This is a genomic window from Ruegeria sp. HU-ET01832, from assembly GCF_040371315.1.
Lineage (GTDB): Bacteria > Pseudomonadota > Alphaproteobacteria > Rhodobacterales > Rhodobacteraceae > Ruegeria > Ruegeria lacuscaerulensis_A.
The window spans coordinates 314991-336924 of sequence record NZ_BAABWL010000001.1 but is presented as its reverse complement, the minus strand read 5'-3'; the positions used below and the strand labels follow the sequence as shown (position 1 = coordinate 336924).

Sequence of the window (21934 nt, the reverse complement as noted above, 5' to 3'; positions counted from 1 at the left end):
AGCGCGATTTCAAAGTCTTGCACAGATCAGGCAGGCAGTCGGTTTTCGATCCGCCCCATATGCAACATCAGGACGAAACCCAGTGTGCTCATGGTCAGAATGCCAGCGCCCAGCGGCAGAATTGACCCATCGAACAGCAACCCGATCGAACCGGCAATGACGGCTGCCAGAACAGTTGAGACCGCGCCGATGACCGAGGCCGCCATGCCAGCGATGTGGCCCATCGGCTCCATCGCGATGGCGTTGAGGTTACCCATAGTCATTCCGGCCATGAAAAACACCGCCGTTTGCCAACTGACGAACAGCGCGAAGGAGAGGTTGGCCGACAGGTCGAATGAATTCAGCAGCAGTACAGATGAAGTAAAAAGGAACTGACCGCCCAATACCCAGGTCACAATGCGCCGCATTCCCAACCGTACCACCAGCGCCGCATTTAACAGGCTGGCCGAGCCGGACATCAGCGCGACGAAGCCAAACCAAAATGGGAAGCTATGGGCGCTGTCGTGGATCTCGCCATAGACCTGCTGAACCATTGTCAGCATCGTGAACAGCATTCCAAGGCACAGGGTCTGAACCAAAATCGACACGCGGACCGAGGGATGGGCGAACATCTGACGCGCCGCATCCAGCATCAGCGGAAAGCGCAGGGGGCGGCGGTTCTCGGGTGTCAGAGACTCGGGAAGGCGTTGGCCCATCCAGACGATGGTGATCAGCGAAAACAGCATGAAGCATACGAAAATGCCGCGCCATCCCGTCAAAGCGATGACACCAGCGCCCATCATCGGAGCAATCGCAGGGACCAGAGTAAAGATCATCATAGCGATAGAGACGATGCGCGCCATTTCACGCCCGGAATAGAGGTCGCGGATGATGGCCATCGCAACCACGCGCGGGGCAGAACAGCCCATTCCCTGAAAAATGCGGGCGATGAGTAATATCTCAAGCGACGAGCTGGCCCAAGCCACTGCCGCAGACACAATGTAAAGCGCCGAGCCCACATAGATTACGGGTTTGCGGCCAAACGCGTCTGACAACGGGCCAGTGAAGAACGTGCCGATCCCCATTCCCAACACAAACGAGGTCAGGATCAGTTGCGCCTTGTTGATGTCATCAGGGCTGAACTGCGCACCGATATCAGGCAGCGCAGGCAGGATCGAGTCGATGGAAAAGGCGATCGTCGCAAACATCATTGCGACAAGCGCGACAAACTCTCCGCGTGACATACGATGCGCCATTGGGCCCTCCTGACCTGTTCGCGCTATCACGCACGGTCAGGGGGCGCCAGCCATGTCGATGCACAGGGGGCTGTGCTAATTTGCAGAGGAAGCCTCAAGTTGAGACATGATGTCAGCGATTACACGTTCCCACATCTCGGGCGGTTGCGCACCGGGAACAGCATGCTGGTTGGCCACGATAAAGGTGGGGACCGAGTTCACTCCCATCTGACGCGAGTGGCTGTCGCGGTTGCTGATATCTTCCCGGTCCGCGTCTGAATTCAGCAGTTTAAGAACGACAGCTGCGTCCATGCCGATTGTATCTGCGATATCGGCCAGAACCTCGTGGTCGCCAATGTCACGGGTCTGCACGAAATAGGCATCAAACAGGGCGTCCACGGCCTGGGTCTGTTTGCCTTCGATTCCGGCCCAGTGAATTAGGCGATGTGCGTCCAGCGTGTTGGGGGTGCGCTTCATCCCTTCAAAGTCGATTTTCAGACCCGCGTTTTCGGCGTGTTCCACCACCGGCGCATAAGCGCGCACCGCGCCCTCTTTGCCACCGAACTTGCGTTCGAGGTACTCGCGGCGGTCCATACCGGCATCGGGCATGTCGGGGTTCAGTTGGAAAGGGTGCCATTCGATAACGAACGGATGATCAGGGATCGCGGCCAATGCCTTGTCCAGGTGGGTCTTGCCGATGTAACACCACGGGCAGATCGGATCGGACATGATATCAAGCTTGACGGTCTGGGTCATGGTTGGCTCGCCTTGAAATAGGCCGGAAGCGCCCGGCGCAGGAGTTTTCCGTTGCCGCCAGTCGGAAGCTCGGGCAGGTGGATGAAGGCGCGAGGTTGTTTGTACCGCGCCAGGTTGGCCTCCACATAGGTGCGCAGGACCGTCTCGTCCAGTTTTTCCGGCCCGGTGTAGAAGGCTGCTATCAGGAACGTGTCCTGTTTGACCTCGACTGCGGCAGCGCCGACCTGTGTGATGCCGGGAAGCTGGGACAACACGGCCTCAACCTCGACAGGCGACACGCGATAGCCGCCCGCGTTCATCATGTCGTCATCGCGCCCGAGATAGGTGATCTGGCCGTCTATGGCCATGGCGCCCTGATCGCCGGTCAGAAACCAGTCACCCTGCATCCGGGCCTGTGCCTCGTCCGGGGCGTTCAGATAGGTCAGCATCAAACCCGGATCATCCCGGTGAATGGCGATGGTGCCTTCCTGACCCTGCGGGACCGGACCATCCGGGCCCAGGATCGCCACGCGGCGACCGGGTTGCGGTTGTCCCAGCGCCTCACCCCGTGCCGGATGGTTGGGGCTGGACGAGATGAAGGTCGAGCATTCAGACATTCCGTAGGCTTCGAACAGCTCAGTCCCTGTGGCGCGCAGCCAATGCTGGTGCAAAGTTTGCGACAGCTTTTCGCCTGCGCATAAGCCGTGGCGCAATTCGGGCAAATGCAAAGTACCAGTCGACGCGACAATCTTGCGGAATACGCCCGGCGCGGCTGCGAAGATCGAGACCCTGTGGTCGCGTATCACATTTGGCAGTGAGGTAAGCTCGGTGCCGGGGTCGGGGATCAACGCGGTCGCTCCGATAGTCCAGGGGTCCATTAGCCCCGTGCCCAAGGTGTAGGTCCAGTTAAATGCACCCGCATGACAAAGTCGGTCATCCTCGCGCAGCCCATACCAGCCGTCGACCATCATTTGTCGCGCCCAGATCGCACGATGCGCATGCGCCACGGCACGCGGTTTGCCGGAAGTACCAGACGTATAGACCACATAGGCCATACGCTCGGGGTCCCCCATCTGGAACGCAGCGGGCGGTAGGTTCCGCATCGCGGCAAGGTCTGGCAGGGTGATCTGCATTGGGTGATCCGTGCATGCGACCGAGGGGTCTCGGAGCACAGCGGTGGGGTTCAGATCTTGAATGATCTTCGCCGTCTCGGGCGCAGTCAGCTGCGACGAAGTAGGAACGGGTACAATCCCAACTGCGATTGCTCCAAGATAGGCGATGGGGAAATCAACAGTATTCCCAAGGCGCATCAACGCGATATCGCCGGGATGCAACCCGGCCTGAAGCAGCCCGGCCCCTGTTCCCAGAATAGCCTGTTTGAGCTCGGCATAGGTCCAGTCCTGAGGATCATCTTCGCCGATGACGGACAAGGCCGTCTTTTCCGCCAGACGATCTGCATGACGCAACACATGGGCCGCCAGATTGAAGGGCGCGGGACAGGGTGGGGGAGGGCCTTGATCAAACACAGACAGCATGGGCCTTGGCTAACGTGACGACTGCCGCGTTGCAAGCGGGACAGCCTGCCCCTATAGAATGACGCATGAGCAAAGAAGACCAGACATCGCTGATCCGCATCGCGCGCGAAACCGGAGAACACACGGAACTAGAGCCGCTGGACCTGGGTGCCCGTGTGCGCGAATTACGCAAGGCGCGCAGTTGGACGCTGGAACAGGCGGCCACGCAAGCGGGGCTGGCGCGATCGACGCTTAGCAAGATCGAGAACGGGCAAATGTCCCCTACCTATGACGCTCTGAAAAAACTGGCTGTCGGGTTGGAGATTTCAGTGCCTCAGCTGTTCACGCCTCCGCAGCGCGAACAGGTGATCGGGCGGATGTCAGTCACGCGGATGGGCGAGGGCGCGGCACACCCGACCACGACCTATGAGCATGAGTTGCTGGCCGAAACGCTGACAAAGAAGCAGATGCTCCCTTACCGCGCCCGCGTTCGTGCCCGGTCAATGGATGAATTCGACGGCTGGGTGCGTCATGACGGTGAAGAATTTCTGTATGTGCTGACTGGGGTAGTGCGGCTGTATACGGAATTCTATGAACCGGTCGAAATGCGCCGTGGCGACAGCGCTTATTACGACGGCAGCATGGGGCACAACGTCGTATCTGTCAGTGATGAGGACGCGATGATCCTTTGGGTGACGTCACTTGCCTAGCCCGCGGCTGAACTCGCGGTTCAGTCCTTCGGTGAACAGGAAGTCTTCCAGCTCTTCCCGAGCTTCATTTACGGTCAGGTGGTGGCGCTTGGCCAGATAGGCTTCAAATCCCTTGCGATCTTTGCTGAGTTGCGTCTTGTCCTGTTCGCGCAGGTTCGGAAAACGCCGTTTTGCCCGCGCGTACATCGCATCCCAGTCTTGCGTCAGGTCAGTCCAGTTCAACATCTGTTCGCATCCCGTTTTTCAGGTTCCATCGCTGCCCGGCCTTCCAATAGGTTACGAAGGGGGGGCTGTGCGGGTCGCATGACAAAATGTCGCACCCTTAGGGTGCTTTGGGCGCAATACAAAAAAGCCCGTTGCAGGCAAACCGCAACGGGCCGACGGACCGGTGTTTGGAGTGAGTGGAGGCTGGTCCGTGATTGTTGTGCGCCGCGCGGCAGGTGGAACGTTATGGTATTAAAAACAAATGAATATTATGGCCGCGCAAAGCGTATCTCTGTCAAAAGGCTACAACGCAAAGATGTATTTCGTAAAGGTATTTCTGCGATTGTCGTAAATATGATGAAAACCAAAGGCATACGCTGCTTTTGGTGGCTGGCAGTCTGCAACACACACCATGTAGGGAATGTTGCAGTTTGTGCTGATTTCCGCCGAGGGCCTTTTCTGACCTTCAGGTGCCAGAGTTGAAAGCCGCTAGGGCTCGTACCACCAAACCTGAGGCATGTACTCCGGCCCGTCGCCGTAGATTGGCAGGACCTCTGGCTGCTTCAACTCTTTGGCATGCGCAATACGCCCGACATCGAAGTTCCAAATTGGAATGACATAACGGCCAGCGGTCAGAACCCGATCCAACGCCCGTGTGGCGGCTACGAAGTCCTCGCGACTTTCTGATGCCAGCATAGCGTCGATCAACCCGTCGACAGCAGGTGACGCCACCCCCATCAGGTTGCGTGTTCCTTGCGAGTCGGCATTGTCACTACCCCAGTACAAGCGTTGTTCATTGCCGGGCGACAACGACAGCGCTCGGCGGAAGAAGGTCATGTCGAAATCCAGATCGCCAGTTCGTCCAGTGAACTGAGCGCTGTCGACTTGTTCGATGTTGACCTGAATCCCAAGGCGTTCCAGTGCGCGGGAATAGATTTCGATTGCGGTCTCACCCTCGCTGTCGCCTTGTTGCAAGAGGACGTTAAGTGTGAATGGCTTACCTTCCGCGTTGCGCAGCATTCCATTTTGAATGGTCCACCCAGCTTCGGCAAGCAATTGGGATGCTTTGCGGATATTGGCCCTGTTGCGCGCGGATCCGTCGCCTTCGGGAAGGGAATACCCTTCAAGGGTGCCTGGCAGCAAATCCTCCTCGAATTGCAGCAAAAGCTCCTCAACCCGCCCCGTCGCCGCGCCGGGTTGCATGGCCAATTCCGAGCCTGAGAAATATGAAGTGATCCTTGGTTGGGCGCTGCCAGTGATTGTGTCGTTGATGAACTCGAAGTTGAACGCCAGCATCAATGCCTCGCGTACACGCCAATCGTCAAACAGCGCCTTGCGTGTATTTATCACAAACCCTGTCATTCCTGAGGGCTTGCCGTGGGGGATCTCGGTCTTGATGACATCTCCACGCTGAATTGCTGGGAATGTATATTGCGTGTCCCACTTGTCCGCGTTGAACTCGCGAACGGCCGTCAGTTCTCCGGCCTTGAAGGCTTCGAACAGGACGGTCCCGTCGCCATAGAACTCAATCCGTATTTCATCCAAGTTCATCGTGCCGCGGCGGAAGGGAATATCTGCCCCCCAGTAATCTGGATTGCGACGCAGGTTCACGTAGCGGCCAGCCTCATAGCTGTCGACCAAATACGGTCCGGTACCTAGGGGAATGTCTTGCAACGGGGCATTCGCGAAATCCTTTCCCTCCCACTGCGCTTTTTGAAGGATAGGTCTCAGACCGGCGATCAGGGCCAATTCGCGATCGGGTTCATTGAAGGTGATCCTGACAGAGCGGGGGCCGGTCTGTTCGATACTGTCTATTTTGCCCCACAAGCCGCGATAGCGCAGATGACCTTCAGTTCCCAATATCTCATACGACCAGATGACATCGTCTATCGTGACCGATGTTCCATCCGAGAAGCGAGCGTCTTCGCGCAGCGTAAATTCGACCCAAGAGCGGTCCGGCGCAGTGTCGACTGATTCGGCTAACAACCCGTAAAGAGTGAAAGGTTCGTCCCAAGAACGTCCCATCAGGCTTTCATGGGTCCAAAATCGCAATTGCCAAGGGGAGGTCCCTTTTTGCACAAACGGGTTCAAACTGTTATAGCCGCCGGTATTCCCGAAAACGACTTTGCCGCCTTTGGGCGCGTCTGGATTTGCATAGGGCAAAGACACAAAATCCGGTGGTAGTGCCGGGTCGCCGTACATAGCTATGCCATGGGCCGATTCTGCATTGCCTGACGCAGCGGCAAAAACAATGGTGATTCCCGTGATCACAAGGCGAACGGGACGAAGAAAATCGGGGCTCATTTTGGAAACAATCCTGCTCTGGCCTTATTTTGTTGGGATTCATCGTACCGATGATTTTTCTTATTATCAAACTTTTAGCTTGGACGAAGGCGTGGAATTGCTTATAAAGGGTGCACTGCTCGATAGGTTTCTTGCCTGTATGAAACCTGCCTCAATAACTTAACGCCCGCTTCGTGCGGGCGTTTTTTTTGGGCGGTATGCATGTCTGAAACTAAGCTTCGATGTTTCCCGTTCCCTTTGCAGGTGCAGCATGGCACTGTGCGCCCAAAGTGATTTGCAAGGGAGAGGCGGCATGAGCCTGACGGGAAAAACGGCGATTATCACGGGGTCGAATTCTGGTATCGGACTTGGCGTCGCGCGCGAGCTGGCCAAGGCCGGGGCGAATGTGGTCTTGAACTCGTTCACCGACAGGGATGAAGACCATGCCCTAGCCGAAGAGATTTCAAAAGAGACCGGTACAAAGGCGCGCTACATTCAAGCTGATATGTCCAAAGGTGATGAGTGCCGCGCCCTGATCGAGCATGCCGGGGCCTGCGATATTCTGGTCAACAATGCCGGTATTCAGCACGTCGCGCCGATTGATCAGTTCCCGGTCGACAAGTGGGACGCAATCATCGCGATCAATATGAACTCGGCCTTTCATACAACTGCTGCGGCGCTGCCGATGATGCGGCAGGCCGGGTGGGGGCGTGTGGTCAATATCGCCTCGGCTCATGGCCTGACGGCCTCGCCTTTCAAAGCGGCCTATGTGGCGGCCAAGCATGGGGTTGTGGGTATGACCAAGACGGTTGCCTTGGAGACGGCGCAGGAGCCGATCACCTGCAACGCTGTCTGTCCGGGCTATGTGCTGACGCCTCTGGTCGAGGCGCAAATCCCTGATACGATGAAGGAATACAACATGAGCCGAGAGGACGTCATCAAAAACGTCATGTTGCAGCGCCAGCCATCCAAAGAGTTTGCGACGGTCGAACAGCTTGGCGGAACGGTGCAATTCCTATGCTCGGACGCGGCGGCGCAGATCACGGGGACGACGATTTCTGTGGATGGCGGCTGGACCGCGCTCTGAGTCAGGAGTTTTTCGGTGAAACGCATCAATCTGGCTTTGCAAGGCGGTGGCGCGCACGGGGCGTTTACCTGGGGCGTGTTGGATCGGATTCTGGATGAAGAGGATATCGAGGTTGCGGCGATCACCGGAACCTCGGCCGGGGCGCTGAACGGGGCGGCGTTCAAGTCTGGCATGGTGCGTGATGGGCGCGACGGGGCGCGTGCCAACCTGAACGGACTATGGGAGCGGATGGGCGCTGTGGGCGACATGCGGTTGGCCAACTGGATGCAAGCGATTGAACCCGCTCAGGTCGCGCAGGCGATGGAATATTCGCTGCCCTTTTCCGTGGGCGATGCGTGGTCGCGGCTGGTTTCGCCCTATGCCTACGGCCCGTTCTACCGCAATCCGCTGGAGCCGGTGGTCGACCGATTCAATTTCGATCAGGTCTGTGCGGATGAAGGCCCGCGCCTGCACGTTTGCGCGACCTGCGTGCGCAGCGGCAAGATTCGTGTTTTTACGGGGGATGAGATTTCAACCGACGCGATTTTGGCCTCGGCCTGTTTGCCGACGCTGTTTCAGGCGGTTGAAATCTTTGATCCCAAATCAGGCCGGACCGAAGCCTATTGGGATGGGGGATACACCGGCAACCCGGCGCTGTATCCTTTGTTCAATAAAGACCTGCCAGATGACGTAGTGATCGTGAATATCAACCCGCTGGAGCGCGACGAGGTGCCCAAGACCCCACAGCAAATCCAGAACCGGGTCAATGAGATCAGCTTCAACTCATCCCTTTTCCGAGAGCTGCGCGCGATCAGTTTCGTGCAGCGCCTGCTGGCCGAGGGCAAGCTGCAGGCGGGTGAGATGAGCCGCGTGTTGGTGCATATGATTGCCGATGACGATTTGATGAACGATCTGTCGGTGGCGACCAAGACGGTGCCGAACCCGGTGATCCTGCACAAATTGAAAGAGGCCGGGCGCAGGGCAGCTGATCGTTTTCTGACCGATCACAAGGGTGATCTGGGTCAGAAAAGTACTGTAAACCTGCCCGAAATGTTTAGCTGATCACTCTGGCGGCTGGGTCGGGTCTTTATCATTCGGATAAACCAGCCCGGCTGAGATCACCAGTTTGGCGGCGTCCTCGATTGACATGTCCAACAGGATCACATCCTCTTCGGGGAAGAACAGCAAAAAGCCCGAGGTCGGGTTAGGCGTGGTTGGGACAAAAATGCTCAGCAAGTTGCCGCCGGTCTCGGCGCGATCGTTGACCTCGCCCCGGGCCGTGGTCGAGACGAAGCCAATCGCCCAGATGCCCCGGCGGGGATATTGGATCAGGCAGGCTTTCTCGAACGAGCGTTCAGTCTGGGCAAAGACCGTCTCTGAAATCTGCTTGATCCCTGAATAGACCGACCGCACCACAGGCATCCGGTTCACAAGGCTTTCGGCGAAATGGATCAGCGAGCGGCCCAGAATGCCTTTGGCGATCCAGCCGACCAGAACCGTGAAGATCAGGAAGATCACCACACCCACGCCGCGAAGGTTGACCCCAACATATTCGGATGGCTGGAATTTTTGCGGGATCAGCGGCAGGACCGCGCTGTCGATCCAGCCCACGACGGACCAGATCAGCCAGATGGTCAGCCAAACCGGCGCAATGACAACGATGCCCGTCAAGAATGACGCGCGCAGCCGGGAAAACAGGCCCGGTCGGCGGTGAGGTTCTTCGTCAAAGGGCGTGTTCATTGCGGTCCTGAGTGATTTGCCGATTTAGTTAAGCAGTCCGGGGCCTTGGTACAATAGCTTTGCTCACTCGGACAGGGCGCGTGCGATTCCGGCGGCCAATTTTGCGTTATTTCTGACCAATGCGATGTTTGCGGTCAGCGAACGCCCCTCGGTCTGTTCGTAGATGCGCTGCAACAAGTAAGGGGTGACGCCTTTGCCTGTGATCCGATGCGCGTCGGCGTCTGCTTGGGCCGAGGCGATGATTGGGGCCAATTCCTCGGCCGGGATTTGATCTGCGCCGGGGATCGGGTTGGCCACAAGTTGCCCGCCGGGAAGCCCGAGGGCGCGGCGAGTGGCGTGGGCCTTGGCGATAGCTTCGGCTGTGTCCATGCGCAATGGTGCCGCATACGGGGATTTGGCGGACCAGAAGGCAGGGAATTCGTCCTGTCCATGCGAGATGACCGGAACGCCCAGCGTTTCAAGAACCTCAAGCGTTTTGGCCAGATCGAGTATGGCTTTTGCACCGGCGGCCACAACAGTCACAGGGGTTTGAGCCAACTCATGCAGGTCCGCTGAAATATCGAATGAGGTTTCGGCCCCTTGATGCACGCCGCCGATCCCGCCGGTGGCAAAGACCTGAATTCCAGCGTAATGCGCAGCGATCATTGTCGCGGCGACGGTGGTGGCTCCGGTCCCGCCGGTCGAGATGCAGGCCGCCATGTCCGCGCGCGAGATTTTGGCGACACCTTGCGCCTGACCAAGCGCTTTGAGCTGATCCGCTTCCAGCCCGACGTTCAGCACGCCGTCGATGACTGCAATCGTTGCCGGAACCGCACCTGCGTCGCGGATATCCTGTTCCACCTGTGCCGCGACCTCGATGTTCTGAGGGTAGGGCATCCCGTGGGTTATGATGGTGCTTTCCAGCGCAACGATGGGCTGGCCTGCGTCTTTGGCGGCGCGGACCTCGGCCGAGTAGTGGATGTCGATCACAGTGGGGTTTCTCCGGAAACGTAAGTGGCGGCGGCGTGCAAGGCACGGGTCAGGGCAGCGTCGGGGGCGGCCCCTGCGGCCTCGGACGCGATATGCGCCGCCATGAAAGTGTCACCCGCGCCGGTCACGCGTGTCACCAGAACGGACGGGGGTGTTTGGGTCAGAATCTCGTCTGCGGTGCCCACGGTGGCCGAGTTGCCGCCATCCGTGACCAGCACCCGCAGCGCGCCGCGATCCAGGAGACCTTTGGCGGCGGATTCGGAATCGGTGAACTCACGCTGACACAGGAGCCCTGCCTCTTCGAGGTTCACGTAGAGCGTCGCGCGGGCGTGTTTGAGGAAGGGCAACAGGCGCTCGGCCTTACCGGGTGAGGCAGGGGCAACGCGCAGATCGGCTTTTGCGAAGGCCGGGCTTTGGGCGATTTCTTCCAGCAAAGTTAGCGTCAGGTTGCCATCCAATGCGATGGGGCCTTCGAACGGTGTGTTCTCGTAGCCCAACGGTCCGTGCATTAGTGGGCGCAGGATTTTGGCCCCTGCGGCCTCTAACGAATGGGCATCCGCAATGGCGGCGATCAGCCCGTTGGCCCCTTCGACCGCCATATAGCGGTCGGTCGGCAAATCCTGCGAGCGGTAGACGTGATCCGTGACCATGCCCAGCCGCGCGCAGGCATTGACCAGTTCGTCGCCTTCAGGGTCGCGGCCAATTGCGGTCAGCAGTGTAGGCGTCATACCGAACCGCACCAGTGTCATGGCGATGTTCATGGCCACGCCGCCGGGCAGGCGGGTGATCCGCCCCGGCACGTCTGACCCCTGCCGCATGGCGCTGGCAGACCGCCCGATCACGTCCCAAAGGACCGAGCCGATACACAGTATTTCGCTAGTCTGAGTCATGCCCGTGTCATGCCGCAGCGTCACGGCGGGTGCAAGGGTTAACGCTCACATCGCGTCGGTCAGCGCCTTCAATGCGGCGACCGGATCGTCCTGCGACCAGATCTCATCGCCGATGCCGAAGAAATCGGTATGCGGCGACAGCGCGCGGATCAGGTCTGGGGTTAGGCCGCCTTCGGCCACAACCGGCACTTCGATCATCTCGGACCACCACTGGAACAGGTCTTTTTCTGCGATTGTGCCATCGCCCAAGGCCGATGCGCCAACCGGGCCAAATGCGACGTAATCCGCGCCGTTCTCGCCCGCGGTCATACCATCATGGCTGGAGGCTGCGCAAAAGCTGCCGACGATGGCATCCGCGCCCAGTTCTTTACGTGCTGCCCGGACGGATCGCGCACCGTCATCCAGATGCACCCCGTCCAGCCCTAGCCGCTGCGCCAGCAGCACGTGGTTCGAGATCACGATCGCCACATCCCGCGCATGGGCGACCTCGCGGCAGGCATCGGCGGCGCGGGCGATAGTGTCTTCGTCGCTACCCGCCAAGGCGAGGCGGATACAGGCGATGTCAGAACTGTCCAGCACGCGGCCCAGCTGCTCGGGGAAGGTGCTTAGGGTGATCGTGGGCGGGGTGATCAGGTAAATCTGCGGCTGCTCGGGGGTGTCCATTGGCGCGTCCTTCGCTTTCAGTCTTTGGCGCGGTTTAGCGGATTGCGCCGGGGAAGCAAACTTTTATGCCGGATATTGGCGCAATTGGCCGCCCGGACGGCTTGCCCTGCGCCAATGTGCCGATTACAGCAGGCGGAACTTTCGGAGACAGCCATGCCCAGCGACAAATCCCAGCCTTCCTTTGTGCTCGTGCGCCCTCAGATGGGCGAAAACATCGGTGCTGCCGCGCGGGCGATGTGGAATTTCGGGTTGGACCGGATGCGGATCGTGGCTCCGCGTGACGGGTGGCCGAACCCCAAGGCGGTGGCGATGTCCAGCGGGGCGGGGCGGTTGTTGGATGAGGCGCAGCTGTTTGATGATCTGGCTGGGGCACTGGCTGACAGCACCTTCGTCTTCGCCACCACGGCACGTCAGCGCGGGTTGACCAAGCCAGTCTACAGCCCGGAACGCGCCATGCAGATGGCCGCCGAAAAGGTCGCGGCGGGCGAAAAGGTTGCCGTGCTGTTCGGCCCCGAGCGCGCGGGGCTTGAGAATGAAGATATCGCCAAAGCCAATGCCATCATCTCGGTCCCGGTGAACCCCGAATATGCCTCGCTTAACCTCGGGCAATGTGTGCTGCTGACTGCCTATGAGTGGATGCGCCAAAGCGCCGATGTGGTGCATGAGGCCACCGATCTGGGCAAGGGTGACTGGGCCACGGGGATCGAGGTCGAAAAGCTGGTCGAACACTACGAAGACCGGCTGGAAGAGGCGGGGTTTTTCTACCCGCCCGAAAAGGCCGAAGGGATGAAGACCAACCTGCGCAACCTGTGGTCGCGTATGCGGATGACGCGGGCCGATGTGCAGATGCTGCACGGGATCATGCGGCAGATGGTCCGCTGGAAGGACAAGGGCTAAGGCTGGACCTATCTTCCGCTTCACCCTAGCGTGCGACAAAACAAGGACATGAGGACAGCATGAGCGGCAAGCGCAGCATCTTCGAAGAGGTCTCGGGCGACCAAAAACAAGAGGCGGTTCAGACCGGTATGATCGACCGTGGCCGAGGTGGCGCGCGTAAGGCGATCCGGGCGTGGCTGATGATGCTGTTTGCGCTGGTCGTGATCATGATCGCTGTGGGTGGGCTGACGCGCCTGACCGATAGCGGGTTGTCGATCACCGAGTGGCGTCCGATCACCGGGGCCATCCCGCCGATGTCCGAAGCCGACTGGCAATCCGAGTTCGACAAGTACAAGGAAATCGACCAGTGGCGCATCCAGAACCAGTGGATGGAGCTGGATGATTTCAAATTCATCTATTGGTGGGAATGGGGCCACCGCCAGTTGGGTCGCGTGATTGGTCTGGTCTGGGCCATCGGGTTCTTTGGTTTCTTGGCCGCGCGGAAAATCCCGACGGGTTGGACTGGTAAGCTGTTGATCCCCGGTGTCTTGGGCGGGGCACAGGGCGCTGTCGGATGGTGGATGGTTGCCTCAGGCGTGACGCAGGGCGAGGGGATGACTGCCGTCGCCAGCTATCGCCTGGCCACTCATCTGGGGCTGGCTTTTGTCATCCTCGGGTTCCTTGCATGGTACATCTTTGAACTGGGACGCGAGGAGCGTGACCTGATGCAGGCCCGCCGCGCGAAAGAGGCGAAACTGTTCTCTCTCTCGACCGGCCTGATGCATTTCGCCTTCCTGCAAATTCTGATCGGTGCACTGGTGGCCGGGATCGATGCGGGGCGGTCCTACACCGACTGGCCTTTTATCGGCGGGCAGCTTTTGCCGCCCGATGCCACGATGCTGGAGCCGATGTGGCGCAACTTCTTCGAAAGTCCTGGTCTGGTGCAGTTCATTCACCGTTGCGCGGGCTATTTGCTGCTGATCTTCGGCGTCATCGTCTGGCGGCACGGCGGCACCAGCGCGCATCCGCAAACACGGTTTGCCTTCAACGCGGCCTTTGCAGCGCTGGCCCTGCAAGTGGTGATTGGGATTGTGACCGTGGTTTATGCCGCGCCGTGGCAGATCGCTATCTTCCATCAGTTCATGGCCGTGGTCGTCTGGACCCTGATCCTGCGCGCGCGTTTCCTGACCGCTTACCCAATCGCAACCTCGATCCGCGGAGCGTGACATGACCGCCTTTGACGACCTGATGGCCTTTCAACGGGAAACCTCGGCTTTGGGGCAGATTGCCGGGCGGCTGGGCTGGGATCAGGAAACCGTGATGCCGCGCGGGGCCGCCCCGCAACGGGCCGAGGAAATGGCCGCCATCGAAGCGGTCCTGCACGCGCGCCGATCCGACCCGCGCGTGGCTGAATGGCTGGATCAGGCCGACCCGCAAGATGAAGCTGGCAAGGCGCAGATCCGAGAAATCCGCCGATCCTATGAGCGCACGGTCAAAGTTCCCGCTGATTTGGCCAAGGCGATTGCGCGTGTCACATCCGCTGCGCAGGGCACATGGGCGCAGGCCCGTGCGGACGAAGACGTGGCCGCGTTCCTGCCCGTGCTGCAGGAGGTCGTCGCCCTGAAACGCGAAGAGGGTGCGGCGCTGGCGCAAGGCGGTGACGTCTATGACGCCATGGTGGAGGATTATGAGCCCTACACAACCGGCAGCCAGATTGCCGAGATATTCGACCAGATGCGCCCGCGTCTAGTGGCCCTGCGAGCTGCTGTTCTGGATCGCCCCGCGCCGCAAGCCCTGACCGGCGCTTTTGACGAACTGACCCAGATGCGCCTGTCGCAGAAACTGGCGACCACTTTTGGCTATGATCTGAACACGGGCCGCGTGGACAAGGCGGTGCATCCGTTCAGCTCGGGCAGTGGGTTGGATGTGCGGATCACCACCCGCACCAGCGAAACCGACCCGTTCAACTGCTTCTACTCGACTATTCATGAGGTCGGCCATGCCGCTTATGAGCAAAGCATCGACCAAGCTTATGCGCTGACCCTGCTGGGCAGTGGGGTATCGATGGGTGTGCATGAAAGCCAAAGTCGGATTTATGAAAACCAGTTGGGCCGCTCCCGCGCCTTTACCGGCTGGCTATTCGATCAGATGACAGCGGCGTTTGGCGATTTCGGGATCAGCGACGCCGACGCATTTTATGCAACCGTCAATGGTGTCCATAACGGCTATATCCGGACCGAAGCCGATGAGGTGCAATATAACCTGCATATCATGCTGCGCTTTGATCTGGAACGCGCCTTGATGGCCGGAGACCTGCAGGTCAGCGATCTGGAAGCCGCGTGGAATGACCGTTTCAAGGCCGATTTCGGTTATGCGGTCGACAAGCCGTCGAACGGGTGTTTGCAGGACGTGCACTGGTCAGTGGGGCTGTTTGGCTATTTCCCAACCTATTCGCTGGGCAATGTCTATGCCGGGTGTCTGTATCAAGCCCTGCGCGCGGCGCTGCCCGATCTGGACGCGCAATTGGCGCAGGGCGACACGTCCGCCGCGACCGGTTGGCTGCGCGAGAACCTGCAACGCCACGGAGGGCTGTATGCCCCACGCGAAACCATACAACGCGCCAGCGGGATCGAGCCCCAGGCCGGTCCTTTTCTGGACTATCTCGAAGCCAAATTCGGCCAGCTTTACGCGCTGTAACCCTTACGTTCTTGTGTTGAGGCATGGGAATTCCCGACTCAACCGATAAACTATCCCGGATATGTTCTGGGAGGAGCGCATGTCGTTCAGAAATAAAGTCAAATCGCACGCTGCCGTCGTCCTGACAAGCGAGGGATTTCAAAGCGCACGCCGAACGGTGCGGGAAACACGTCGACGGCTAAGCCGCACACCTCATGTCGTTCAATACTTCCACGACGTGAGCGATCCTTATTGTCACCTGAGTGTGCAACTTCTTGGCCAACTTCGCGACAAATATGACGTGCGGATCGAACCGCATCTCATGTCCCGCCCGGCATCAGATATCCTGCCTGCGCCAGAACAATATAGGCACAACGCCTTGCTGGATTCTGTGAGATGGGCAAAACGACTAGGTTTGAATGCGCCGGGAAATATTTCGCCTGAAGGTCCGGCATTTGATCTGGCCGAGCGGCTGCTTGCAGCCGAGCTGAACGGGGCAGATTTTGTCAAAGCGGCTTCGCAGATTAGCCAAATGCTTTGGTCAGCCAAGGACATACCCGATGGGCCGCAGGCTGATCCGATACAGGCGCGTGCAGATGGCGATCGGGCGTTGCAGGCCGCGGGGCATTATCTGGGTGGTACGGTTTCCTATGGTGGTGAATGCTATTGGGGGCCAGACCGGCTCGCCTATTTGGAAACTCGGCTTGAGACGCTTGGGCTGGGGCAAGCAAACCCGTTTATCGTGCCCGCGGTCAGCGAACCCACGCTCGATGCTGCGGGACAGGAACTGGAGTTCTTCTTTTCTTTCCGCAGCCCTTATTCCTACCTCGCATTTGATCGCGTCCGGGATCTGACGTCCCGATCGAATGCGAAACTGATCCTTCGACCCGTGTTGCCGATGCTGATGCGGGGGCTTCCGGTTCCGAGTGCCAAATCCTCATACATTCTCAAGGATTGCGCCCGCGAGGCGCGACGGCTGGGCATCCCGTTTGGCCGCATCAGCGACCCGTTGGGTGCGGGGGTCGAACGTGGATACGCTTTGTTGGACCATGCCGAGGCCCAAGGGCGGCTGGCCGAGTATTGCTCGGCCTTCATGACGGCGGTCTGGTCCAAGGGGATGGATGCCAGCACCGATGCTGGGCTGGCCTATATTGTCACGGCTGCCGGCCTGGATTGGAACGCGGCGAGGGAGCAGATTGAATCCTCGCACTGGCGCGACAGGGTTGAAGCCAACCAGGCCAGACTGCAGCAAATAGGTCTTTGGGGGGTTCCTAGTTTTCACCTCGCGGGTCAAAGCGTATGGGGCCAGGATCGGCTATGGGTTCTGGCAGACCTGTTGCGTGGCAAGGCTTAGTTTCACGGCCGAAGGGATTGGAAAGGCGCTATAAATTGCCCAGAACATGATCGCGCAGGCCGCCCCCAAGCGTTTCCAGGTTGAGGTAATTCCTCAGTACATTCAGCCACAACACCAAGTTTCTCATTCAGAAAAAAAGCCCCGCAGCAAAAGGTGCGGGGCCGGATTTGTTGTTAGCAGCTTTGCCTATTCCTCGGCTTCTTCGTCACCCTGATCTGCGATCCATGCGACGCTAACGACCTCTTCGCCTTTCCCGGTGTTGAACACCCGCACGCCGCCCGCGCTGCGCGACCGGAAGGAAATGCCGTCGACCGGAACCCTGATCGACTGCCCCTTGGAGGTGGCCAGCATGATCTGATCGTCGATCTCGACCGGGAACGAGGCCACAAGCTCTCCGCCGCGCATGGCTTTGTCCATCGCCGCAACGCCCATGCCGCCACGCCCGCGCACGGGGTAATCGTGGCTGGAACTCAGCTTGCCTGCACCGCCCTTCGTGATCGTCAGGATCAAGTTTTCGGCGGCCGACATTTCGGCGTAACGTTCCTGCGGCAGCACGCTGTCGGCGTTGCCTTCATCCTCATCGCTCTCGGCCTCATCGGTGACACCGGCCATCAGGCGGCGCATCTTAAGGTAAGCCGCGCGCTCGTCCGAACTGGCGTCGAAGTGACGGATGATCGACATCGACACGACCTCATCCTCGCCATTCAGGCGCACACCGCGTACACCAACCGACGATCGGCTGTTGAACACCCGCACATCCGTGGACGGGAAGCGGATTGCGCGGCCGGATTTGGTAACCAGCATCACGTCGTCATCTTCGGAACAGATGCGCGCGTTGATCAGCTTAGTGTCGGCGTGCTCGTCCTCGAACTTCATGGCGATCTTGCCATTGCGCTTTACGTTGGTGAAATCCGACAGACGGTTGCGCCGCACAGTGCCCGCGCTGGTGGCGAACATGATCTGCAGGTTTTCCCATTCCTCATCCGGCACATCCACCGGCATGATCGCCGCAATGGAGACTCCGGTCGGGATTGGCAGGATATTGACGATCGCCTTGCCCTTGCCAGTGCGGCCCGATTGCGGCAGACGCCAAGTCTTCAGCTTGTAGACCATGCCGTCGGTGGTAAAGAACAGCAGCTGCGTATGGGTGTTGGCCACGAAGAGGGTGGTGACCACGTCCTCTTCCTTGGTCTGCATTCCCGACAAGCCCTTGCCGCCACGCTTTTGCGCCCGGAAATCGGCAAGCGGGGTACGCTTGATATAACCGCCCGAGGTGACGGTCACGACCATGTCTTCACGTTCGATCAGGTCTTCGTCTTCCATGTCGCCGGACCAGTCGACGATCTCGGTGCGGCGGGGAACGGCGAACTGATCGCGCACTTCACGCAGCTCATCGCCGATGATCGACATGATCCGTTCGCGCGAGGACAGAATGTCAAGGTATTCCTTGATTTTGGCGGCCAGTTGTTCCAGCTCGTCCGTGACCTCTTTAACGCCCAGTTGGGTCAGGCGTTGCAGGCGCAGTTCCAGAATGGCGCGGGCCTGAACCTCGGTCAGGTTGTAGGTGCCATCGTCGTTCATCTTGGACAGAGGATCGTCGATCAGGCGCAGATAGCCTTCGATCTCGGCCGCAGGCCAGCGGCGGGTCATCAGTTTCTCGCGCGCCTCAGCTGCGTCTGCCGACGAACGGATGGTGGCAACCACTTCGTCCACGTTCGAGACGGCCACGGCCAGACCACACAGGATATGGCTACGTTCGCGCGCTTTGCGCAGGTCATAGGCGGTGCGGCGGGCGACGACGTCTTCGCGGAAGTCGATGAACGAGGTCAGGAAACGGCGCAGGGTCAGTTGCTCGGGCCGGCCACCGTTCAGGGCCAGCATGTTGCAGCCGAACGAGGTTTGCATCGGTGAGAAGCGATAAAGCTGGTTCAGCACCACCTCAGGCGTCGCATCGCGCTTCAGTTCAACGACCACGCGCACGCCGTTGCGGTCGGATTCGTCCTGCACATGGGCCACGCCTTCGATGCGTTTTTCGCGCACCGCTTCGGCGATCTTTTCTATCATCGAGGCTTTGTTCACCTGATAGGGAATCTCGTCCACGACGATGGCGTAGCGGTCCTTGCGCAACTCTTCCACGCGCGTTTTCGCGCGGATGATGACGCTGCCACGGCCTTCCAGATAGGCTTTGCGTGCACCCGAGCGGCCCAACATGACGCCGCCGGTCGGAAAATCCGGGCCGGGGACGTATTCGATCAGTTGCTCCGACGTCAGGTCCGGATCGTCGATCAGCGCCAGCGTGGCATCGACCACTTCGCCCAGATTGTGTGGAGGGATATTCGTCGCCATACCAACAGCGATACCGCCAGCACCATTTACCAGCATGTTCGGAAACCGGGCAGGCAGGACGGTCGGCTCCTTATCCTTACCGTCGTAGTTGTCCTGAAAATCGACCGTCTCTTTTTCGATATCGGCCAGCAGAGAGGCGGCGGGCTTGTCCATCCGCACTTCGGTATATCGCATGGCCGCCGGGTTATCGCCGTCCATCGAGCCAAAGTTGCCCTGACCGTCAAGCAGTGGCAGCGACATCGAGAAATCCTGCGCCATCCGCACCAGCGCGTCATAAATCGCGCTGTCACCGTGCGGGTGGTATTTACCCATCACATCGCCGACCGGACGGGCCGATTTGCGATAGGCCTTGTCATGCGTGTTGCCGGTTTCGTGCATCGCATACAGAATCCGCCGGTGCACCGGTTTCAGCCCGTCGCGCAGATCAGGGATCGCGCGGCTGACGATGACCGACATGGCATAATCCAGATAGGACGTGCGCATCTCGGATTCGATAGACACCGTCGGACCGTCATAAACGGAGCGCTCGGGCGGGGTTTCATCCATGTTTTCTGGGGTTTCTGGCGTATCGCTCACGTAAACTGCCCGATCTTTAGCTTGGGTCTATATCTTGTGGATGCACTCTATCAGACCCGGCACATAAGGTGCAAGCAAGCTGATCATTTCCGCCGAAAAAGCCAGGGTAACAGTTGGGTAACATATTGTTATCCAAGTATTAGGTGGTTTCCGTGCTACCCTAAAGAGACCTTGCAATAAACTTGGAGGTCTGAATGACGCAAAGCGAAACCGAATTGATGCTGAAAGGGTACGGGCTGACAACGGCGGAATTCTTCTACCACATGCCCGACTATATCCACGTCCTTAACACGTTCATCTGGCAGGATTACGATCTTGCCCCGGACCATCCGAATCTGTTCGATTTCATCGAATTCTGGCAGCGCGAGATAGACGGCCCGCTGCATTCCGTGCGCTATACGCATCGCAAGATGATCGCGCCGGGCGAATGGCGCAACATGGTGGGTGAGTTTCGAGTAAACTAGCGGATCAGCCGACCCGCCATGCATAGACTGAGCAGCCGGTTGAACCGCTGCCTGTAAAGCTGTTGCCATCTTCGGACAGGCGTCCACGCCAAGTCACCGTTATGCCCGGGAAGTAATCTGTCCCGCTGAGTTGCTGATCGTTCAGAAAGACCACAGTGTTGGCGTTCTGTCCCAATGAATCAGTGAGGCTTCCGGTAAACTTATTCCCGCCCGCGTTGGCATAATTGATTGATCCCGTAACCTTGATGACCAAGGCGCAGGTCGCTTTGTATTGCCAGCTTCCGGTCAGGGTCACAGCCGGTGCTGTCGGTGTTCGGGCAGAGGCCACGGCTTTGCAAACCGTTCCGCTTTTTGCGTCAAGCTCCTCTAGCGCGTGTTTCGTGCCCAGATCATCAGCGCCCAGTTCCGAGCCACTGGCGGACAGATAGTTGGCAAAAGCGCGTCGGGTTCTGGGGCCTGCGATTCCGTCCGCTCCACCGGCGCTACATCCAAGCCTGTTCAATGCAGCTTGTGTTTCGCGCATGACCTTAATGTCATCGGAAACAACTGGCAGCTCATTGTCGAAGGGAACAGTGTCATCGGTCTGCGTTAAGGTATCTGAGCTGACCAAAACCTCTCGGAGTTGCAGTGCAACTTGATAGGAATAGTCATCAGATTGATCCGAGTAGTTTTCAAGAAACGTGTCGAAAGCGGCAATCGTGCCGACGGACCGCGCAATGCTCAGATCGGCGCGAATATCCGTTGCGGGTGCCGCTGCGACTTCCGTGGTTTCCAGAGCGGCGGGTGTGAAATAGAAATCACCCAGCAATTCGTCATAATACGCAGGGACTTGGTTATGCTGAACGGTTTGGGAAAGGTCGCGCACTTCGGTGCGCAGGTCGGCGACCATACTGCGCAATTCCAGCCCGGGTTCTGACAGTCGCGGCAGCAGGGCGCGGGTGAACACCGAGTTTTGGGCCGCGTCCTCATCGCTCAGCCGGTCCAGGGCCATCTGGCCAGCGCCAGCCGAGAAAATCACGAACATCCCTTGCGGTGTGTTGATCCGACCAAGACCACGTGTTCCGCCGATGCTGCGCCCATTCGTCGTTTCAAAAGGGTTGTCGCGGCATGCATCGATGATCGCAATAGAGGTCCGCGCACCAGTGGCACGCACACGATCCAACAGGCTCGACAGGGCTATGGACTCGGCTTTTACAAAGCCGGTCTCGCCGGACGTGGGGGTTACAATGTCGGTCGGCAGCAGATAATTCTCTCCGTCGATTTCGACGCCATGTCCTGCGAAGAAAACAAACGCGGTATCGCCCGCATCCAGTCGAGATGTGAATTCTGAAATGCGCTGATTCATGCCGCGACGATCAAGGTTGAGGCCGGTGATCGTCTGAAAGCCCAAACCTTGCAGTTTTTCCGACACTGCCTCGGCATCGGCTACGGCCTTTTGCAAATCGACCACTGTATCGTAGCTGTCATTTCCGATGACGAGGGCCAGACGCTCTTGCGCGAACAAGGGCATGCCAATGACCGCAAACCAAACGATCCAAAACCATTTCATCCGGGCTACCTTTCATAAGTCGACCTGCGGAAAACATAGCGTGTAGCAGTGAAAAGGTCAGTGACTTCGATTACATTGCCTTGTCAGGCATGGATCGTAGATTTT

The 21934-nt window shown here is 58.9% G+C and carries 19 protein-coding genes; 8 read left to right on the top strand and 11 right to left on the bottom strand.

What is annotated here, in order from left to right; genetic code table 11:
* Positions 1-26: 26 nt before the first annotated feature.
* The 3 genes from ABWV79_RS01690 to ABWV79_RS01680 all read right to left on the bottom strand — a co-directional run bounded on the left by ABWV79_RS01690 (position 27) and on the right by ABWV79_RS01680 (position 3484).
* Positions 27-1235, bottom strand: coding sequence for a multidrug effflux MFS transporter (locus tag ABWV79_RS01690; RefSeq protein WP_353390054.1), 1209 nt, complete (start codon positions 1233-1235; stop codon positions 27-29).
* A gap of 75 nt (positions 1236-1310) precedes the next feature.
* Complete coding sequence (locus tag ABWV79_RS01685; protein WP_353390051.1) at positions 1311-1970, bottom strand: DsbA family oxidoreductase; 660 nt, start codon at positions 1968-1970, stop codon at positions 1311-1313.
* On the bottom strand, positions 1967-3484 hold the full coding sequence (locus ABWV79_RS01680; protein WP_353390048.1) for a class I adenylate-forming enzyme family protein: 1518 nt from the start codon (positions 3482-3484) through the stop codon (positions 1967-1969). The genes ABWV79_RS01685 and ABWV79_RS01680 overlap by 4 nt, the downstream gene beginning before the upstream one ends.
* Positions 3485-3549: 65 nt before the next feature.
* Here ABWV79_RS01680 and ABWV79_RS01675 point away from each other — a divergent pair, with 65 nt between their 5' ends.
* Entirely contained in the window at positions 3550-4173 is a 624-nt protein-coding gene (locus ABWV79_RS01675) for a helix-turn-helix domain-containing protein (RefSeq protein WP_170354328.1), read from the top strand.
* On the opposite strand, the gene ABWV79_RS01670 is transcribed toward ABWV79_RS01675, so the two are convergent.
* Positions 4162-4398, bottom strand: a complete 237-nt coding sequence (locus tag ABWV79_RS01670) for a hypothetical protein (RefSeq protein ID WP_170354327.1) — start codon at positions 4396-4398, stop codon at positions 4162-4164. The two genes, ABWV79_RS01675 and ABWV79_RS01670, sit on opposite strands and share 12 nt — an antisense overlap.
* Before the next feature lie 468 nt (positions 4399-4866).
* Positions 4867-6681: an extracellular solute-binding protein gene (locus ABWV79_RS01665; protein WP_353390045.1), complete on the bottom strand. Its 1815-nt coding sequence runs from the start codon at positions 6679-6681 to the stop codon at positions 4867-4869.
* 292 nt (positions 6682-6973) lie between these two features.
* On the opposite strand from ABWV79_RS01665, the gene ABWV79_RS01660 reads away from it, so the two are divergent.
* Positions 6974-7747, top strand: a complete 774-nt coding sequence (locus ABWV79_RS01660; protein WP_353390042.1) for a 3-hydroxybutyrate dehydrogenase — start codon at positions 6974-6976, stop codon at positions 7745-7747.
* A gap of 15 nt (positions 7748-7762) precedes the next feature.
* A complete protein-coding gene (locus ABWV79_RS01655) occupies positions 7763-8788 on the top strand; it encodes a patatin-like phospholipase family protein (protein WP_170354324.1) in 1026 nt (341 codons plus the stop codon).
* On the opposite strand, the gene ABWV79_RS01650 is transcribed toward ABWV79_RS01655, so the two are convergent.
* From ABWV79_RS01650 to ABWV79_RS01635, 4 genes are all read right to left on the bottom strand, one after another.
* The gene (locus ABWV79_RS01650) at positions 8789-9466 is read right to left on the bottom strand and encodes a DUF502 domain-containing protein (protein ID WP_170354323.1); all 678 of its coding nucleotides are present in this window, start codon (positions 9464-9466) and stop codon (positions 8789-8791) included.
* A gap of 63 nt (positions 9467-9529) precedes the next feature.
* On the bottom strand, positions 9530-10435 hold the full coding sequence (locus ABWV79_RS01645; RefSeq protein ID WP_353390037.1) for a pseudouridine-5'-phosphate glycosidase: 906 nt from the start codon (positions 10433-10435) through the stop codon (positions 9530-9532).
* Complete coding sequence (locus ABWV79_RS01640) at positions 10432-11325, bottom strand: PfkB family carbohydrate kinase (protein WP_170354321.1); 894 nt, start codon at positions 11323-11325, stop codon at positions 10432-10434. Before ABWV79_RS01640 ends, ABWV79_RS01645 begins: the two co-directional genes overlap by 4 nt.
* Positions 11326-11370: 45 nt before the next feature.
* Positions 11371-11988 carry a thiamine phosphate synthase gene (locus tag ABWV79_RS01635; protein WP_170354320.1) on the bottom strand — a complete coding sequence of 206 codons (618 nt, stop codon included), beginning with the start codon at positions 11986-11988 and terminating at the stop codon, positions 11371-11373.
* Positions 11989-12141: 153 nt separating this feature from the next.
* On the opposite strand from ABWV79_RS01635, the gene ABWV79_RS01630 reads away from it, so the two are divergent.
* The 4 genes from ABWV79_RS01630 to ABWV79_RS01615 all read left to right on the top strand — a co-directional run bounded on the left by ABWV79_RS01630 (position 12142) and on the right by ABWV79_RS01615 (position 16894).
* Positions 12142-12885 carry an RNA methyltransferase gene (locus ABWV79_RS01630; protein WP_353390033.1) on the top strand — a complete coding sequence of 248 codons (744 nt, stop codon included), beginning with the start codon at positions 12142-12144 and terminating at the stop codon, positions 12883-12885.
* Between the two features lie 59 nt (positions 12886-12944).
* Positions 12945-14090 (top strand): heme A synthase, encoded by a 1146-nt coding sequence (ctaA, locus tag ABWV79_RS01625; RefSeq protein ID WP_353390030.1) that lies wholly within the window; start codon positions 12945-12947, stop codon positions 14088-14090.
* Between the two features lies 1 nt (position 14091).
* Entirely contained in the window at positions 14092-15561 is a 1470-nt protein-coding gene (locus tag ABWV79_RS01620; RefSeq protein WP_353390027.1) for a carboxypeptidase M32, read from the top strand.
* Positions 15562-15640: 79 nt separating this feature from the next.
* Positions 15641-16894, top strand: a complete 1254-nt coding sequence (locus ABWV79_RS01615; RefSeq protein WP_353390024.1) for a DsbA family protein — start codon at positions 15641-15643, stop codon at positions 16892-16894.
* Between the two features lie 186 nt (positions 16895-17080).
* Here the strand turns inward: ABWV79_RS01615 and gyrA are convergent, their stop codons facing one another.
* Positions 17081-19816, bottom strand: a complete 2736-nt coding sequence (gyrA, locus tag ABWV79_RS01610; RefSeq protein WP_353390021.1) for a DNA gyrase subunit A — start codon at positions 19814-19816, stop codon at positions 17081-17083.
* A 194-nt stretch (positions 19817-20010) separates the two neighbouring features.
* On the opposite strand from gyrA, the gene ABWV79_RS01605 reads away from it, so the two are divergent.
* Positions 20011-20280 carry an usg protein gene (locus ABWV79_RS01605; RefSeq protein ID WP_353390018.1) on the top strand — a complete coding sequence of 90 codons (270 nt, stop codon included), beginning with the start codon at positions 20011-20013 and terminating at the stop codon, positions 20278-20280.
* Positions 20281-20284: 4 nt separating this feature from the next.
* Here the strand turns inward: ABWV79_RS01605 and ABWV79_RS01600 are convergent, their stop codons facing one another.
* Positions 20285-21829, bottom strand: coding sequence for a caspase family protein (locus ABWV79_RS01600; protein ID WP_353390015.1), 1545 nt, complete (start codon positions 21827-21829; stop codon positions 20285-20287).
* Positions 21830-21934 lie beyond the last annotated feature (105 nt).

Excerpts from the sequence above, each read along its gene's own strand:
- ABWV79_RS01690 (WP_353390054.1), bottom strand. The coding sequence starts at position 1,235 with ATGGCGCATCGTATGTCACGCGGAGAGTTTGTCGCGCTTGTCGCAATG.
- ABWV79_RS01685 (WP_353390051.1), bottom strand. The coding sequence starts at position 1,970 with ATGACCCAGACCGTCAAGCTTGATATCATGTCCGATCCGATCTGCCCG.
- ABWV79_RS01680 (WP_353390048.1), bottom strand. The coding sequence starts at position 3,484 with ATGCTGTCTGTGTTTGATCAAGGCCCTCCCCCACCCTGTCCCGCGCCC.
- ABWV79_RS01675 (WP_170354328.1), top strand. The coding sequence starts at position 3,550 with ATGAGCAAAGAAGACCAGACATCGCTGATCCGCATCGCGCGCGAAACC.
- ABWV79_RS01670 (WP_170354327.1), bottom strand. The coding sequence starts at position 4,398 with ATGTTGAACTGGACTGACCTGACGCAAGACTGGGATGCGATGTACGCG.
- ABWV79_RS01665 (WP_353390045.1), bottom strand. The coding sequence starts at position 6,681 with ATGAGCCCCGATTTTCTTCGTCCCGTTCGCCTTGTGATCACGGGAATC.
- ABWV79_RS01660 (WP_353390042.1), top strand. The coding sequence starts at position 6,974 with ATGAGCCTGACGGGAAAAACGGCGATTATCACGGGGTCGAATTCTGGT.
- ABWV79_RS01650 (WP_170354323.1), bottom strand. The coding sequence starts at position 9,466 with ATGAACACGCCCTTTGACGAAGAACCTCACCGCCGACCGGGCCTGTTT.
- ABWV79_RS01640 (WP_170354321.1), bottom strand. The coding sequence starts at position 11,325 with ATGACTCAGACTAGCGAAATACTGTGTATCGGCTCGGTCCTTTGGGAC.
- ABWV79_RS01635 (WP_170354320.1), bottom strand. The coding sequence starts at position 11,988 with ATGGACACCCCCGAGCAGCCGCAGATTTACCTGATCACCCCGCCCACG.
- ABWV79_RS01630 (WP_353390033.1), top strand. The coding sequence starts at position 12,142 with ATGCCCAGCGACAAATCCCAGCCTTCCTTTGTGCTCGTGCGCCCTCAG.
- ctaA (WP_353390030.1), top strand. The coding sequence starts at position 12,945 with ATGAGCGGCAAGCGCAGCATCTTCGAAGAGGTCTCGGGCGACCAAAAA.
- ABWV79_RS01620 (WP_353390027.1), top strand. The coding sequence starts at position 14,092 with ATGACCGCCTTTGACGACCTGATGGCCTTTCAACGGGAAACCTCGGCT.
- ABWV79_RS01615 (WP_353390024.1), top strand. The coding sequence starts at position 15,641 with ATGTCGTTCAGAAATAAAGTCAAATCGCACGCTGCCGTCGTCCTGACA.
- ABWV79_RS01605 (WP_353390018.1), top strand. The coding sequence starts at position 20,011 with ATGACGCAAAGCGAAACCGAATTGATGCTGAAAGGGTACGGGCTGACA.
- ABWV79_RS01600 (WP_353390015.1), bottom strand. The coding sequence starts at position 21,829 with ATGAAATGGTTTTGGATCGTTTGGTTTGCGGTCATTGGCATGCCCTTG.